The following is a 14,359-nucleotide window of genomic DNA, read 5'->3' as shown; positions in this document are numbered from 1 at the left end:
CGGGCCCGGTACCCCGGATCCGGACGCCGGAACCGGTACTGGAACCTTCGGGTGCCGGTACCAAAACCACCGGACCCGGCACCCGGCCCCGTCCGGAGCCGGATCTGGAGCCCGGCCCCGTCCGGAGCCGGACCCGGAAGCCGGCCCCGTCGGAAAGGGACCCGGCACCGAAGCCGTCCAGGTCGGACCCGGCACCGGCTCGGGCCGGACAGATCCGGGCACCGGAACCCCCGGTACCGGAAACCCGGACTCGTCCGGCCCGGAACCGGTACCGGCTCCGTCCGGACAGGACCCGGCACCGGAACCCAGACCCGTCCGGCCCGGAACCGAACCGGCCCCCAACCCCCGCCCCCACCCCACCACCCACCCCCCGAACCGGAGACCGTGACTACCACCGCCGCCTCTTCCCCCTCCCACCACCTCTCCCCGGCCTTCCCGGGCCGCGCGCCCTGGGGTACCGCGAGCAAGCTGCGGGCCTGGCAGCAGGGGGCGATGGAGAGGTACATCCAGGAGCAGCCGAGGGACTTCCTCGCCGTCGCCACCCCCGGCGCCGGCAAGACGACGTTCGCGCTGACGCTGGCGTCCTGGCTGCTGCACCACCACGTCGTCCAACAGGTCACCGTCGTCGCACCGACCGAGCACTTGAAGAAGCAGTGGGCGGACGCGGCGGCCCGCGTCGGGATCAAGCTGGACCCGGAGTACAGCGCGGGCCCGCTCAGCAAGGAGTACGACGGCGTCGCCGTGACGTACGCGGGTGTCGGCGTCCGCCCCATGCTGCACCGCAACCGCAGCGAGCAGCGCAAGACGCTGGTGATCCTGGACGAGATCCACCACGCCGGCGACTCCAAGTCGTGGGGCGAGGCCTGTCTGGAGGCGTTCGAACCGGCGACCAGACGCCTCGCGCTCACCGGTACACCGTTCCGCTCGGACACGAACCCGATCCCCTTCGTGACGTACGAGGAGGGCACGGACGGGATCAGACGGTCGTCGGCCGACTACACCTACGGCTATGGATCGGCCCTCGCCGACCACGTCGTCCGCCCGGTGATCTTCTTGTCGTACAGCGGCAACATGCGCTGGCGCACGAAGGCGGGCGACGAGATCGCGGCCCGTCTCGGCGAGCCGATGACGAAGGACGCCGTCAGCCAGGCGTGGCGGACGGCGCTGGATCCGCGCGGCGAGTGGATGCCGAGCGTGCTGCGGGCGGCGGATCAGCGGCTGACCGAGGTCAGGAAGGCCATCCCGGACGCCGGCGCGCTCGTCATCGCCACCGACCAGGACTCGGCGCGCGCGTACGCGAAGCTGATCCGCGAACTGACCGGCACGAAGGCGACCGTCGTCCTCTCCGACGACACCGGCGCCTCCAAACGCATCGACGACTTCAGCGAGAGCACCGACCGCTGGATGGTCGCCGTCCGCATGGTGTCGGAGGGCGTCGACGTCCCCCGCCTCGCGGTCGGCGTGTACGCGACGACGATCTCGACGCCGCTGTTCTTCGCCCAGGCCGTCGGGCGCTTCGTGCGGTCGAGGCGGCGCGGCGAGACCGCGTCCGTGTTCCTGCCGACGGTCCCCGACCTGCTGACCTTCGCCAACGAGATGGAGGTCGAGCGCGACCACGCCCTCGACAAGCCCAAGAAGGGCGGCGAGGAGGACCCGTACGCCGAGGAGGACAAGCTCCTCGCCGAGGCGGAGAAGCAGCAGGACGAGGACACCGGCGAACAGGAGCAGTTCAAGTTCGAGGCGCTGGAGTCGGAGGCCGTCTTCGACCGGGTCATGTACAACGGCGCCGAGTTCGGCATGCAGGCCCACCCCGGGAGTGAGGAGGAGCAGGACTACCTGGGTATTCCGGGTCTCCTCGAACCCGATCAGGTGCAGCTTCTCCTCCAGAAACGCCAGGCCAAGCAGATCGCCCACAGCAAGAAGCGGCCGGACGCCGAGGCCGACCTCCTCGAACTCCCCGCCGAGCGGCGCCCCGTCGTCTCGCACAAGGAGCTGATGGAGCTGCGGAAGCAGCTCAACACGATGGTCAGCGCGTACGTCCATCAGAGCGGGAAGCCGCACGGGGTGATCCACACCGAGCTGCGGCGGGTGTGCGGGGGGCCGCCCAGCGCCGAGGCGACCGGGGGGCAGCTGCGGCAGCGCATCGCGAAGGTCCAGGAGTGGGCGACGCGGATGAAGTGAGCGGTGAGGCGCGCGTATCGGGACAATTGCAAGTAGTCCATACCGGTCATTGACCGGATTCTGGACGGAGTCTTCCGCTCAGCGGACCCTCCCCGTTACTGTCCCGCTACGCACACGCCCTGTGGCAGTGCCGCCGCAGAGCGCAGCCGTGCAGGGCTGTGCCTCTTCACCGTAAGGAGTGGGCGTCGTGACCGCGGAGACCTCCCAGACGCTCGACAGGGGACTCAGGGTTCTGAAGCTGCTGGCCGACACGGACCACGGGCTGACCGTGACCGAGTTGTCCGCCAAGCTGGGCGTCAACCGGACCGTCGTGTACCGGTTGCTCGCGACGCTGGAGCAGCACGCGCTGGTCCGGCGGGATCTCGGGGGGCGGGCCCGGGTGGGGCTCGGGGTGCTGCGGCTGGGGCGGCAGGTGCATCCGCTGGTACGGGAGGCCGCGTTGCCCGCGCTGCGAGCGCTGGCCGAGGACATCGGGGCGACCGCTCATCTGACGCTGGTGGACGGGGCCGAGGCGCTGGCCGTTGCCGTGGTGGAGCCGACGTGGACGGATTATCACGTCGCCTACCGGGCCGGGTTCCGGCATCCGCTGGACCGGGGGGCCGCGGGGATGGCGATACTCGCCGGGCGGCGGAAGGGGGCGGGGGATCCCGGGTTCTGCCTGATGCAGGGGGAGCTTGAGGTGGGGGCCAGTGGGGCTGCCGCGCCGTTGCTGGGGGTCACCGGGGTGGAGGGAAGCGTGGGGGTGGTGATGCTGGCCGACGCGGTGCCGGAGAGGGTGGGGCCGCGGGTGGTGGATGCGGCTCGGGAGGTGGCGGAGGCGCTTCGGTAGGGGGCGGTTCGGGTTCGTCGGCGGGCGCGGGTGCGTTGTGGCTGGTCGTGCCCACGCGGCGGAGCCGCATATCGGACACGGTCCCGCGCCCTTTGACGGCATGCGGTCACGTTAGATTGAGGGCGTGCTCTCTCGTCTCACGCGTTTCCAGGCCGTTGCCGTCTGCGGCGTTCCCCTTGTCGCGCTGCTCGGGGTCGCCGCCTTCGCGCCCCTGCCCTTCGCCATCGCCCAGCCCGGGATGACCGCCGATGTGCTGGGGGAGAACAAGGGGACGCCGGTGATCACCGTGTCGGGGGCACCTGTCCGCAAGACGTCCGGGGAACTGCGCATGACGACGATCGTCGCGACCGGCCCCGACACCGACGTGTCCCTGGGTGACGTGATCGACGGGTGGTTCCGGACGGACTCCGCTGTGATGCCGCGCGACTCCGTCTACCCCAGCGGGGACTCCCTCAAGGAGATCGAGAAGCACAACACCGAGCAGATGACACAGTCTCAGGACGCCGCCACCGAGGCGGCGTTGAAGTATCTGGGACGGTCGTCGAAGGACGTCGAGGTGAGTCTGAAGCTGTCGGACGTGGGCGGGCCCAGCGCGGGTCTGCTGTTCACGCTGGGGATCATCGACAAGCTGGACGGCGACGGGGGCGGGGGCGACCTCACGGGCGGGCGCGTCGTCGCCGGGACCGGGACGATCGGGGCGGACGGCGCTGTGGGGGCCGTGGGCGGGGTGTCGCTGAAGACTCAGGCGGCGCGCAGGGACGGGGCGACGGTGTTCCTCGTCCCCAAGGACGAGTGCTCCGACGCGAAGGCCGAACTGCCCTCGGGGCTGCGGCTGATCCCGGTGACCGACCTCAAGGGAGCCGTGGGGGCGCTGAAGGCGCTGAAGGACGGCAAGGGGAGCGTCCCTAGCTGCTGATCGCCGGGCGGCGGGGGGTGGTGGCCAGACGGAGGCCGAGCTCTACGAGGGTCCAGCCGGCGCGGACCCTCAAGGGCGGGGTGGGGGTGCGGGCGAGGCGGTGCGGGGTGGCCTGGGCCTGGAGTTCGGCGGTGCGCTGGTGGTGGAGGCGGAGGTGGACGTCGGGGTGGTGCACGAGGGTTCCTCTCAGGTGAGGGGGAAGACGTGGCTGTGGGCGCGGATCTGCTCGGTTCCGGGGGTGCCCTCGGCGGCGGAGCGGCTCCGGTACTCCTCGTAGACGCGGAGGACGTCGGCGATGAACTCCCGTGTCTGTTCCGGGGTTAGCCGAAGGGTCGTACTGCTCATGTCCCAGGTGCGGCTCCATTCCTCGGGCCAGGAGGCGCGGTTGCCCAGCCAGGTCGACAGGTCGCGGGTGTGGGTGGTCGCGATCTCGTGCATGTAGAGGTCGGCGGCTCCCCGTACGGCCGGGTCGGCGTCGGTGAGGAGGGCGTCGTCGAACTCCAGGCCGGTGTACGTGGCCTTCCACCAGCGTTCGCGTCCCTTGCCCTGCTCGGGGTCGTCCTCGATGAAGCCGTACTCGGCGAGCTGCCGCAGGTGGTAACTCGTGGCGCCGCTGGACTCGCCGAGTCTCTCGGCGAGTTGGGAGGCGGTCGCCGAACCGGTGAGGCGGAGGGCGTCGAGCAGTTGGATGCGTAGCGGGTGGGCCAGGCCCCGGAGGGAACGGGCGTCGATCTTGCGCACCCGGGGGTGCTGAGACTCGGTCACGTGTACAAAGGTAGCGTTGCAAAGAAATCTATGCAAGCTTTTCTTTGCAACGCTACCTTTGTAAGTGGTCCTTCGCATCCCTACTTCACGAACCCCTGCTCCTTCATCCACTCCAGCGCCACCTGGTGCGGATCCTCCCCGTCGACATCCACCTTCGCGTTCAACTCCCGCGCCACCGAGTTGTCCAGCCGAGCCGAGATCGGGTCCAACACCCCGGCGATCGCGGGCCACTTGCGCATCGTCTCGGCGTTGATCTCGGGTGCCGCGTTGTAGTTGGGGAAGAAGTGCCGGTCGTCCTCCATCACGACGAGGTCCATCGCCTTGATGCGCCCGTCGGTGGTGTACACCTCGCCGTACGTGCAACTCCCCTTCTGCGTCTGCGTGTAGATGATCCCGGAGTCCATCTGCGTGATCCGGGACGACGGCACACTCATCCCGTACGCCTTCTGCATCCCCGGCAACCCGTCCGCCCGGTTCGCGAACTCGCCCTCCACGCACAGCGATACGGCCTTGGGGTCGGACTTCGCGAGGGCTGCCACCTGGGAGAGCGTCTTCGTGCCGTACTTCTCGAAGGCGGCCCGGTTCATGGCGAGCGCGTACGTGTTGTCGAGCCGCGACTGCGGCAGCCAGGCCAGCCCATTGCGGACGTCGGCCTTGCGGACGGCCTCCCACTGGGCCCGCGGATCGGCGATCGGCTCGCTGTTGCCGAGGTAGGTGATCCAGGCGGTCCCGGTGTACTCGTACATCCCGTCCGCGTCACCCTTCTTGACCGCTTCCCGGGCCCCGATGGACCCCTGGATGCCGGTCCGGTCGACGACACTCGCGCCGGCCGCCTGGAAGGCGATGCCCATCATCGCGCCGAGGACGAGGTTCTCGGTGAAGGACTTCGAAGTCACCGTGAGGTCCGCCCCCTTGAGGGGCTTGCCCTGCCCGATGGTGCCGGGCTCGACGTCGTCGGCCATGGGGGAGCCGGACGTCAGCCCGCAGGCGGCCAGCAGGGAGACGGCGGTGAGGAGGGTGATCCAGCGTTTCATCGGCCGGTCTCCAATCCCCCGGGCCGCAACAGGAGTTCGGCGATCGACGCCAGCCAGTCCACGAGCAGCGCGAGCGCCACCGTGAGGATCGAGCCCAACACCAGTACGGGCATACGCTGGTTGGTGATCCCGGCGGTGATCAGCACCCCGAGCCCGCCGCCCCCGCCGAACGCCGCCAGCGCCGCCGTCCCGACGTTGAGGACGAGCGCCGTGCGGACACCCGCGAGGATCAGCGGTACGGCGAGGGGGAGTTCGACGCGGGCCAGGACGCCGACAGGGGACATGCCGATGCCCCGGGCGGCCTCCAGGAGCGTCGGATCGTTCGCGCGCAGGCCCGCGATCGTGTTGGAGAGGACCGGCAGGACGGCGTAGGCGATGATGCCGATCAGCGCGGCCTTCTTCCCGATGCCGAGCCAGATCACGAGCAGCGCCAACAGGCCGATCGCCGGGGTGGCTTGGCCGATGTTGGCGACCGCCATGACGACCGGCGCGGCCTTGCGGGCCACGCCCCGGGTGAGCAGGACGCCGAGCGGGATCGCGATGACCAGCACGAAGAACGTGGAGATCGCGGTGAGTTCGACGTGCTGCCACAGCGCCTTGGAGACCTGGCCGCCGGAGAGGGCGTTCTCGGAGATCGGGTCCAGGTCGGCCTGCTGGAACCAGAGCCAGGTGCCGAGCAGGAGGGCGACGAGGAAGCCGGGCAGGACGGTCAACTTCGGCCAGCCGATGCGGGGTCGGGCCTTGGTGGGGGAATCGGGGGTCGGTCCGTCCGGCGAGTTGTCGGCCAAGTCGGCTTCTGGGGAGTCCACTTCGGGAGTGCTCACGTCTTCCCCTCCCCGCCGTCGCCCTCCTGCTCCGCGTGCGTCCGTGCCGCCTGCGTCTCCTCCAACTCGTGCTGGTGCTCCATCGCTTCGAGCCGGTCGGCCTCCAGGAGTTCGTGCACGGAGTTCATCAGCGTCTCCATGTCGACGACACCCGTGTACTCCCCGCGCCTGCCGGTGACGGCCGTCCGCCCCGAACTGTCGGTGAGGACGGCCTCCAGCGCGTCCCGCAGCGTCGCGTCCCGCGTCACCGTGTCGCCCACCAGCGTCCCGGCGCGGGCCAGCGAACCGCGCGCCCGCATCAAGTCGCCGCGCCGCAGCCACTTGTAGGGCCGGCGCCGCTTGTCGAGGAGCAGGATCTCGTTGGTCCCGCTGTCGCGCAGCCTGTTGAAGATGACCTGGAGCGGATCGTCGACGGTCACCGTCGGGTAGTCGGTGATCGGCACGTCCCGCACACGCGTCAGGTTGAGCCGCTTCAGCGCCGCGCCCGCGCCGACGAACCCGGACACGAAGTCGTCGGCGGGGTTGGTGAGGATCGCCTCCGGGGTGTCGAACTGCGCGATGCGGGACCGCTCGCGCAGCACCGCGATCCGGTCACCGAGCTTGATCGCCTCGTCGAAGTCGTGCGTGACGAAGACGATCGTCTTGTGCAACTCGTGCTGGAGCCTGATGAGTTCGTCCTGGAGGTGGTCCCGGGTGATCGGGTCGACGGCACCGAACGGCTCGTCCATCAGCAGCACCGGCGGATCTGCGGCCAACGCCCGTGCCACGCCCACGCGTTGCTGCTGGCCGCCGGACAACTGGCGTGGATAGCGGTCGTGGAACTCGCCCGGGTCGAGCCCGACGAGGTCCAGCATCTCCTCCACCCGTCCCTTGATCCGGCTCTTCGGCCAGCCCACCATCTTCGGTACCAGCGCGATGTTCTGAGCGACCGTCATGTGCGGGAAGAGGCCGGACGACTGGATCGCGTACCCGACCTTGCGGCGCAGCTTCACCGGGTCGATGTCGGTGACGTCCTCGCCGCCGATCCTGATCCGGCCGCCGGACGGCTCGATCAGCCGGTTGATCATCTTCAGCGTCGTCGACTTCCCGCAGCCGGAGGGGCCGACGAAGATGACCGTCTCGCCCGCCTTGATCTCCATGTTCACGTCGTCGACGGACGGGTTCGGGTTGCCCGGATAACGTTTGCTGAGGTTCTCCAGCTCGATGGAGGCACCCAGCGATTCAGCCGGTGCCGTCTGCGCGGAATTCTCAGACACGGATCCCCCTCGGAATCGTCAGCCGCCCGATCAGGACGTACACGGCGTCGAACAGCAGCGCCAGGACGACGATCCCGAGCGTCCCGGCGAGCACCTGGTTGAGCGCGTTCTTGCTGCCCAGGGAGGCGATCCCGCGGAAGATCTCGTTCCCGAGACCCGGTCCCGAGGCGTACGCGGCGATGGCGGCGATCCCCATCAGCATCTGCGTCGCGACCCGGATGCCGGTCAGGATCGGCGGCCACGCCAGCGGCAGCTCGACCTTCACCAGCCGGGCCGACCGGGACATCCCGATGCCCTTCGCGGCGTCCACCAGCGCGGGGTCGACACCGCGCAGCCCGACGATCGCGTTCCGCACGACGGGCAGCAACCCGTACAACGTGAGAGCGATCACCGTAGGGGGAACCCCGAGACCGACCACGGGTACCAGCAGGCCGATCATGGCCAGCGAGGGGATCGTCAGGATCGTCGAGGTCGCGGTCGTCGCGAGGTTGCCCGCCCAGTCACTGCGGTAGGTGAGAACCCCGATCAGGACCCCGAAGACGGTCGCCAGCAGCATGCACTGCAAGACGGCGCTCGCATGCTGCAACGCGTCGCTGAGAAGTTGCTGGTGCCGGTTGTCGAGATACTCCCAGAAGCTCACACACGTTCACCTCAGCTCACTCGCGCGACGCCTCCTCCACCAACGGGATGATCCGCAGCGGCACCGGGTTCTCCATCACGATCGCGGTGGAGGCCCGGACGATCCCATCAAAACCGACAACCAGGTCGATCACCCGCTGGAGATCCGCGTTCGACCGTGCGACCAGCCGGCACAGCATGTCCCCGCTGCCGGTCGTGGTGTGCAGTTCGAGGACCTCCGGCACAGTGCTCAAGTGCGCCCGGATCGCGGGCCCTTGGCCCTGGCGGATCTGGAGCGTCGCAAACGCCGTCACCGGGTAGCCGAGGGCCGCCGGATCGACCTCCGGGCCGAACCCGCGGATGACTCCATTCGACGTAAGCCGGTCCAGCCGCGCCTGCACCGTCCCGCGCGCCACCCCGAGCCGCCGGGACATCTCCAGCACCCCGAGCCGCGGCTCGCGCGCCAGCAGCACGATGATCCGCCCGTCCAGCCGGTCGATCCCCATGGCCCGGTCCCTTCGATGGTCATCCTGTACAGAAAGTCCGCGGAAACCGCTCTCGCGCTGTACATCTTGCCCAGCCCGCACGCGAACCGTTGCGCACCTTGCGAACCCGGAGTGACCCTTTCGGTATGACGCAGACCACACACCACATCCCCGACACCGCCCGGCAGGCCGACCCCTTCCCGGTCAAGGGGATGGACGCGGTCGTCTTCGCCGTCGGCAACGCCAAGCAGGCGGCGCACTACTACTCCACCGCCTTCGGCATGCGCCTGGTCGCCTACTCCGGACCGGAGAACGGCAGCCGCGAGACCGCGAGCTACGTCCTGGAGAGCGGCTCCGCCCGCTTCGTGTTCACCTCCGTCATCCGCCCGGCGACCGAGTGGGGCCGCTTCCTCGCCGCCCACGTCGCCACGCACGGCGACGGCGTGGTCGACCTCGCCATCGAGGTCCCCGACGTCCGCCGCGCCCACGCCTACGCGGTCGCACACGGCGCCCGCTCCCTCGCCGAGCCGCACGAGGTGAAGGACGAACACGGCACCGTCGTCCTCGCCGCGATCGCCACCTACGGGGAGACCCGGCACACCCTCGTAGAACGCCAGGACTACGACGGGCCCTACCTCCCGGGGTACACAGCCGCCGCCCCGCTCGTCCAGCCGCCCGCACAGCGCACGTTCCAGGCGATCGACCACTGCGTCGGGAACGTCGAACTCGGCCGGATGAACGAGTGGGTCGGCTTCTACAACCGCGTCATGGGCTTCACCAACATGAAGGAGTTCGTCGGCGACGACATCGCCACCGAGTACAGCGCCCTCATGTCGAAGGTCGTCGCGGACGGCACCCTGAAGGTCAAGTTCCCCATCAACGAACCGGCCTTGGCCAAGAAGAAGTCCCAGATCGACGAGTACCTGGAGTTCTACGGCGGCGCCGGAGTCCAGCACATCGCGCTCAACACCAACGACATCGTCGCGACGGTGAAAGCCATGCGGGCGGCGGGAGTTCAGTTCCTCGACACCCCCGACTCCTACTACGACACCCTCGGCGAGTGGGTCGGCGACACCCGCGTCCCCGTCGACACCCTGCGGGAGCTGAAGATCCTCGCCGACCGCGACGAGGACGGCTATCTGCTCCAGATCTTCACCAAGCCGGTCCAGGACCGGCCGACCGTGTTCTTCGAACTCATCGAACGCCACGGCTCGATGGGCTTCGGCAAGGGGAACTTCAAGGCGCTCTTCGAAGCCATCGAGAGGGAGCAGGAGAAGAGGGGGAACCTGTAAGCCGTGCGGGGGAGCCTGTAAGCCGTTGAGGGAGCCTGTAAGTCGGCTACCTCTTACGGGACTTCGGCACAGGCACGTCCGCGGGCTCGCCCAGCGCCTCCAGCGCCGCGCGGGCCTGCGGGGCCCACAGCGGGGAGAACCGCGGGTTGATCCGCAGCGCGTCCCCCAGATGCCGCCGGGCGGACGCATCCCTCCCCAACTCCCGCTCCACGAAGCCCCGGTGGAACAGGTACGACGCGCTGCGCACCCCGCCGCCCTTGGTGCCGTCCGTCGCGATCGACACGTACCTGAGCGCCTCCTTGTGCTCACCCGCCCGGTACAGGGCCCAGCCCAGCGCGTCCGCGACCGCGATGCCCGGCTGGCGGCGCCACTCGGCGCGCAGCAGCGTCACGGCGGCCTCCGGATCGCCGTGGTCGGCCTCGAACCGGCCGAGCAGCAACGCGTTGTCGACCCCGGCCGCGCTGTCCTGGCGGATGCGGGCGCGTAGCACCTCGTACTCGGCGCGGGCGGGTTCGGTGAGGCCCAGCGATTCGTACAACTCGCCCAGCTCCAGGGCGTATTCGGGCAGCGGCTGGCCGGCTAGCGCCGACTTGTAGGCGGCCGGCGCCTCGGTGGTGCGGCCCAGCGCGGCCAGCGTCCTGCCCTGGCCGGCCTGCGCCGCACGCTGGTCGGGGTCGAGGCGGACAGCCTCCTGGAAGTGGCGCAGCGCCTCCGGGAGATCGCCGCGCTCCCAGGCGAGTTGACCGGCCTGCTCCAGCAACGCCGCCTGTTCGGCGGGGGAGTCGGCGTTCGCCGACGCGTCGTACAGCACGGCCGCCGCGTCCTCGCGCCAGCCGCGGTCCCGGTACACCGCCGACGCCTTCGCGTGCACGGCCGGACCGGAGTGCAGCTCCATCAGCTTCTCCAGGGTGGCGCGGGCCTTCTTGTAGTCGCCGAGCCCCGTGTAGGCGTCGATCAGCGGGCCGTACGCCGGCCAGCGCTTCGGCGCCGCCCGCACCGCGGCCTCGCCCCATTCCTTCGCTCCCCGGAAGTCCCGTCGGGCCGCCGCGAGTTGGGCGAGTCCGGTGAGGGCGTCCGCTGTGCGCGCCGCGTGCAGGGAGGTGCGCAGGGCGTGTTCGGCCTTCGGGTAGTAGACGGTCGCGTCGCCCGTCCGCCGTCCCCGCTCGATGTACGCGGCCCCCAGCACCGCCCACGCGGGGGCGTCCTGCGGGTGCCGTCGCACGAACGCCTCCCGCTCGCCGATGAGCGCCGTCAGGTCGGGGAGGGCGGCGGGCGTCCCGGCCGTCACGGCCGCGTGCGCCTGGGCGCCGGGGGCCGGGGCGGGGGCACGGTGGACCTTCGCGGACTCGCCTGGGAGGAAGAGGAGGACTCCGCCGGTGAGGGCCAGGCCGGCGGCGAGGGCCTTGAGGAGGCGGGGGCGGAGACGGCTGGGAGTGGTGGCTCCGAGGTAGGGGGGCTGCTGGTCGTGCTCGGGGAGTACGGGAGGTGCGGGAGGTGCAGGGGGTACGGGGGGTACGGGGTTCTCCGCAACGTTTTCCGCGACGCGAGGGTTGTGCATGCGCTTACTGTGCGTCCATACGACGAACACATCACGTCACCCGATGGCCTGTGCGGCGGGGTTCACACCGATGGCCCCGGGTGCGACGCTGTGATCATGAGCCGTTCCGAAGGTCTCCTCGCCCGACTCCGCGACGGCCTCCCGGCCGAAGCGCTCCTCACCGACCCCGACGTCACGATCTCCTACGCCAACGACATGGCCAGCTTCTGTCCGGCAGGCACTCCGACGGCCGTCGCCTTGCCCCGGACCGTCGAACAGGTCCAGCACGTCATGCGGGTCGCGACCGAGCTGGGGGTACCCGTAGTACCCCAGGGGGCCAGAACCGGACTCTCCGGCGGAGCCAACGCCTCCGAGGGCTGCGTGGTGCTCTCCCTCGTCAAGATGGACCGCATCCTGGAGATCGACCCGGTCGACCGCATCGCCGTCGTCGAACCCGGCGTCATCAACGCGACTCTCTCCCGCGCCGTGAACGAACACGGCCTCTACTACCCGCCGGACCCCTCCAGCTGGGAGATGTGCACGATCGGCGGCAACATCGGCACGGCCTCCGGCGGCCTGTGCTGCGTGAAGTACGGGGTCACCGCAGAGTACGTCCTCGGCCTCGACGTCGTCCTCGCGGACGGCCGTCTGATGTCCACCGGACGGCGTACCGCCAAGGGGGTGGCGGGGTACGACCTGACGCGGCTGTTCGTCGGGTCCGAGGGGTCGCTCGGGATCGTGGTGGGCGCCACCCTCGCGCTGAAACCCCAGCCGCCGCAGCAGCTCGTGCTCGCCGCCGAGTTCGGCTCCGCGCGGGCCGCCTGCGACGCCGTCTGCGCGATCATGGAGGCCGGGCACCTGCCCTCCCTCCTCGAACTGATGGACCGTACGACCGTCAAAGCCGTCAACGACCTCGCCCACATGGGCCTGCCGGAGACCACCGAGGCGCTGCTGCTGTGCGCCTTCGACACCGCCGACCCCGTCGCCGACCTCGCCGCCGTGGGCGCGCTCTGCGAGGCCGCCGGGGCCACCCAGGTCGTCCCCGCCGACGACGCCGCCGAGTCCGAACTCCTCCTCCAGGCACGCCGGTTGTCGCTCAACGCGCTGGAGGCCGTCAAGGGCACGACGATGATCGACGACGTCTGCGTGCCGCGCTCCCGACTCGGCGACATGCTCGAAGGGGTCGAGCGGATCGCCGAGGAGCACAAGCTCACCATCGGCGTCTGCGCCCACGCCGGCGACGGCAACACCCACCCCACCGTCTGCTTCGACGCGGGCGACCCCGACGAGTCCCGGCGTGCCCGTGAGTCCTTCGACGCGATCATGGCCCTCGGCCTGGAGCTCGGGGGGACGATCACCGGGGAGCACGGGGTGGGCGTGCTGAAGAAGGAGTGGCTGGCCCGGGAACTGGGACCCGTAGGACTGGAGATGCAGCGGCGGATCAAGGAGGTCTTCGATCCGCTGGGCATCCTGAACCCGGGCAAGCTGTTCTGAGGGGGCGGCGGGGAGGGGGTACCCGGGGGTGCGGCGGTACCCGTAGTACCCGTAGGGGCCTGCGGGACGTCGTCGTCCCCGTCGTACCCGTAGTACCTGCCGGACCCCGTAGTACCCGTAGTACCCGTAGTACCTGCGGGACCCTGTCATACCCGTAGTACCTCCGGCCGCCCCGGAACATCCCGTACAACCCGTAGTACCTCCGCTCACTCGCCGTCCTTCGACTCGTCCGACGGCCACGGGTCGCGCAGCCACAGGTCGTCGGCCGGAGTGACGGCGAGCAGCTCGGCGAGGCCGTCGTCGAGGCCGAGCCGCTCGCCCTCAGAGCCCGGCGGGACCACCCGCAGGGTGCGCTCCAGCCAGGCGGAGATCTGGGCGGCGGGCGCTTCGAGGAGGGCGTCGCCGTCGGGGGAGCTGAGCGCCATCAGGACGACGCTGCGGCCGTCCACCTTCGTCGGCCAGACCCGGACGTCCCCGTGGCCGCACGGCCGGAAGACGCCCTCCACCAGCAGCTCGCGGGCGAAGGTCCAGTTGACCGGCTGGGTGGAGTTGATGTGGAAGGTGACGTGGATCGCGAAGGGGTCGTCCGAGCGGTAGCTCAGCCGCGCCGGTACCGGGATGCTGCGCTCCGGCGACAGGATCAGCTTGAGTTCCAGCTCCCGCTCGACCACGGTGGGGTGCATGTCCGTACTCCTCTCTGTGCGGCCCCGGAGTGGGCCCGCGCGAGGAGAGAGCGGCTTCCCGGCGGAGCATTACGCGGGTTCGGAGAAGTTTTTTCCGAACGGGTGAAGACGCTGCGCGACCCCGGCCGGAATGGGACCGGTACGGACGGACTGGTACTGGGCCGCGCGCGGGTCTGGTAGATGTGGACGCCCCCATCCGTCTTCGCGGACGACCCGTCCAGGAAGATGGTTGGACGGCCCCCAGCCCACCTCCGAGCAGATAGCGGGACGACGGACATGAGCGCCCCCACCCCGGCCCCCGGCGACGACAGGCCCCGCGAGGGCTACTACCCGGACCCGTCCATCCCCGGATACGTCCGGTACTGGAACGGTGCCGCCTGGGTACCGGGCACCAGCCGCCCGGCCCCGTCCGACGGCCGCCCGCTCACGCCCCCGCCGGGCGCCG

15 protein-coding genes are annotated in these 14,359 nt (G+C 70.2%); 6 read left to right on the top strand and 9 right to left on the bottom strand.

Going from position 1 to position 14,359, the window contains the following annotated elements; all coding sequences use genetic code 11:
- The first annotated feature begins 384 nt into the window (after positions 1–384).
- The 3 genes from ACVNF4_RS03855 to ACVNF4_RS03845 all read left to right on the top strand — a co-directional run bounded on the left by ACVNF4_RS03855 (position 385) and on the right by ACVNF4_RS03845 (position 3,926).
- A complete protein-coding gene (locus ACVNF4_RS03855; RefSeq protein ID WP_461801218.1) occupies positions 385–2,181 on the top strand; it encodes a DEAD/DEAH box helicase in 1,797 nt (598 codons plus the stop codon).
- Positions 2,182–2,368: 187 nt separating this feature from the next.
- Positions 2,369–3,010 (top strand): IclR family transcriptional regulator, encoded by a 642-nt coding sequence (locus ACVNF4_RS03850; protein WP_461801217.1) that lies wholly within the window; start codon positions 2,369–2,371, stop codon positions 3,008–3,010.
- A gap of 124 nt (positions 3,011–3,134) precedes the next feature.
- Positions 3,135–3,926 (top strand): S16 family serine protease, encoded by a 792-nt coding sequence (locus tag ACVNF4_RS03845; protein WP_461801216.1) that lies wholly within the window; start codon positions 3,135–3,137, stop codon positions 3,924–3,926.
- Here ACVNF4_RS03845 and ACVNF4_RS03840 read toward each other — a convergent pair.
- From ACVNF4_RS03840 to ACVNF4_RS03810, 7 genes are all read right to left on the bottom strand, one after another.
- Complete coding sequence (locus ACVNF4_RS03840; RefSeq protein WP_461801215.1) at positions 3,916–4,101, bottom strand: hypothetical protein; 186 nt, start codon at positions 4,099–4,101, stop codon at positions 3,916–3,918. The genes ACVNF4_RS03845 and ACVNF4_RS03840 overlap by 11 nt on opposite strands.
- An 11-nt stretch (positions 4,102–4,112) precedes the next feature.
- Positions 4,113–4,691, bottom strand: coding sequence for an ArsR/SmtB family transcription factor (locus ACVNF4_RS03835; protein ID WP_461801214.1), 579 nt, complete (start codon positions 4,689–4,691; stop codon positions 4,113–4,115).
- 80 nt (positions 4,692–4,771) lie between these two features.
- Complete coding sequence (locus ACVNF4_RS03830) at positions 4,772–5,725, bottom strand: glycine betaine ABC transporter substrate-binding protein (RefSeq protein ID WP_461801213.1); 954 nt, start codon at positions 5,723–5,725, stop codon at positions 4,772–4,774.
- Positions 5,722–6,513: an ABC transporter permease gene (locus ACVNF4_RS03825; RefSeq protein WP_461801242.1), complete on the bottom strand. Its 792-nt coding sequence runs from the start codon at positions 6,511–6,513 to the stop codon at positions 5,722–5,724. Before ACVNF4_RS03825 ends, ACVNF4_RS03830 begins: the two co-directional genes overlap by 4 nt.
- 32 nt (positions 6,514–6,545) lie before the next feature.
- A complete protein-coding gene (locus ACVNF4_RS03820) occupies positions 6,546–7,805 on the bottom strand; it encodes a betaine/proline/choline family ABC transporter ATP-binding protein (RefSeq protein WP_461801212.1) in 1,260 nt (419 codons plus the stop codon).
- Complete coding sequence (locus ACVNF4_RS03815) at positions 7,798–8,445, bottom strand: ABC transporter permease (RefSeq protein WP_461801211.1); 648 nt, start codon at positions 8,443–8,445, stop codon at positions 7,798–7,800. The genes ACVNF4_RS03820 and ACVNF4_RS03815 overlap by 8 nt, the downstream gene beginning before the upstream one ends.
- A 16-nt stretch (positions 8,446–8,461) precedes the next feature.
- On the bottom strand, positions 8,462–8,929 hold the full coding sequence (locus ACVNF4_RS03810) for an Lrp/AsnC family transcriptional regulator (protein WP_461801210.1): 468 nt from the start codon (positions 8,927–8,929) through the stop codon (positions 8,462–8,464).
- A gap of 125 nt (positions 8,930–9,054) precedes the next feature.
- Between ACVNF4_RS03810 and hppD the strand changes: the two genes are divergently transcribed.
- Positions 9,055–10,200: a 4-hydroxyphenylpyruvate dioxygenase gene (gene hppD / locus ACVNF4_RS03805; RefSeq protein ID WP_461801209.1), complete on the top strand. Its 1,146-nt coding sequence runs from the start codon at positions 9,055–9,057 to the stop codon at positions 10,198–10,200.
- Positions 10,201–10,246: 46 nt separating this feature from the next.
- On the opposite strand, the gene ACVNF4_RS03800 is transcribed toward hppD, so the two are convergent.
- Positions 10,247–11,758, bottom strand: coding sequence for a tetratricopeptide repeat protein (locus tag ACVNF4_RS03800; protein WP_461801208.1), 1,512 nt, complete (start codon positions 11,756–11,758; stop codon positions 10,247–10,249).
- A gap of 96 nt (positions 11,759–11,854) precedes the next feature.
- Here ACVNF4_RS03800 and ACVNF4_RS03795 point away from each other — a divergent pair, with 96 nt between their 5' ends.
- Positions 11,855–13,231 carry an FAD-binding oxidoreductase gene (locus ACVNF4_RS03795; RefSeq protein ID WP_461801207.1) on the top strand — a complete coding sequence of 459 codons (1,377 nt, stop codon included), beginning with the start codon at positions 11,855–11,857 and terminating at the stop codon, positions 13,229–13,231.
- A gap of 206 nt (positions 13,232–13,437) precedes the next feature.
- On the opposite strand, the gene ACVNF4_RS03790 is transcribed toward ACVNF4_RS03795, so the two are convergent.
- Complete coding sequence (locus ACVNF4_RS03790; protein ID WP_461801206.1) at positions 13,438–13,914, bottom strand: SsgA family sporulation/cell division regulator; 477 nt, start codon at positions 13,912–13,914, stop codon at positions 13,438–13,440.
- A 276-nt stretch (positions 13,915–14,190) separates the two neighbouring features.
- Between ACVNF4_RS03790 and ACVNF4_RS03785 the strand changes: the two genes are divergently transcribed.
- On the top strand, positions 14,191–14,359 hold a 169-nt coding region (locus ACVNF4_RS03785), incomplete at its 3' end, for a DUF2510 domain-containing protein (RefSeq protein ID WP_461801241.1).

The organism is Streptomyces sp. S6, from assembly GCF_054880855.1.
The sequence above is the reverse complement of the archived record's forward strand: the minus strand, read 5'-3'. Positions and strand labels throughout refer to the sequence as shown.

Excerpts from the sequence above, each read along its gene's own strand:
- ACVNF4_RS03830 (WP_461801213.1), bottom strand. The coding sequence starts at position 5,725 with ATGAAACGCTGGATCACCCTCCTCACCGCCGTCTCCCTGCTGGCCGCC.
- ACVNF4_RS03810 (WP_461801210.1), bottom strand. The coding sequence starts at position 8,929 with ATGGGGATCGACCGGCTGGACGGGCGGATCATCGTGCTGCTGGCGCGC.
- hppD (WP_461801209.1), top strand. The coding sequence starts at position 9,055 with ATGACGCAGACCACACACCACATCCCCGACACCGCCCGGCAGGCCGAC.
- ACVNF4_RS03800 (WP_461801208.1), bottom strand. The coding sequence starts at position 11,758 with ATGCACAACCCTCGCGTCGCGGAAAACGTTGCGGAGAACCCCGTACCC.
- ACVNF4_RS03795 (WP_461801207.1), top strand. The coding sequence starts at position 11,855 with ATGAGCCGTTCCGAAGGTCTCCTCGCCCGACTCCGCGACGGCCTCCCG.
- ACVNF4_RS03790 (WP_461801206.1), bottom strand. The coding sequence starts at position 13,914 with ATGCACCCCACCGTGGTCGAGCGGGAGCTGGAACTCAAGCTGATCCTG.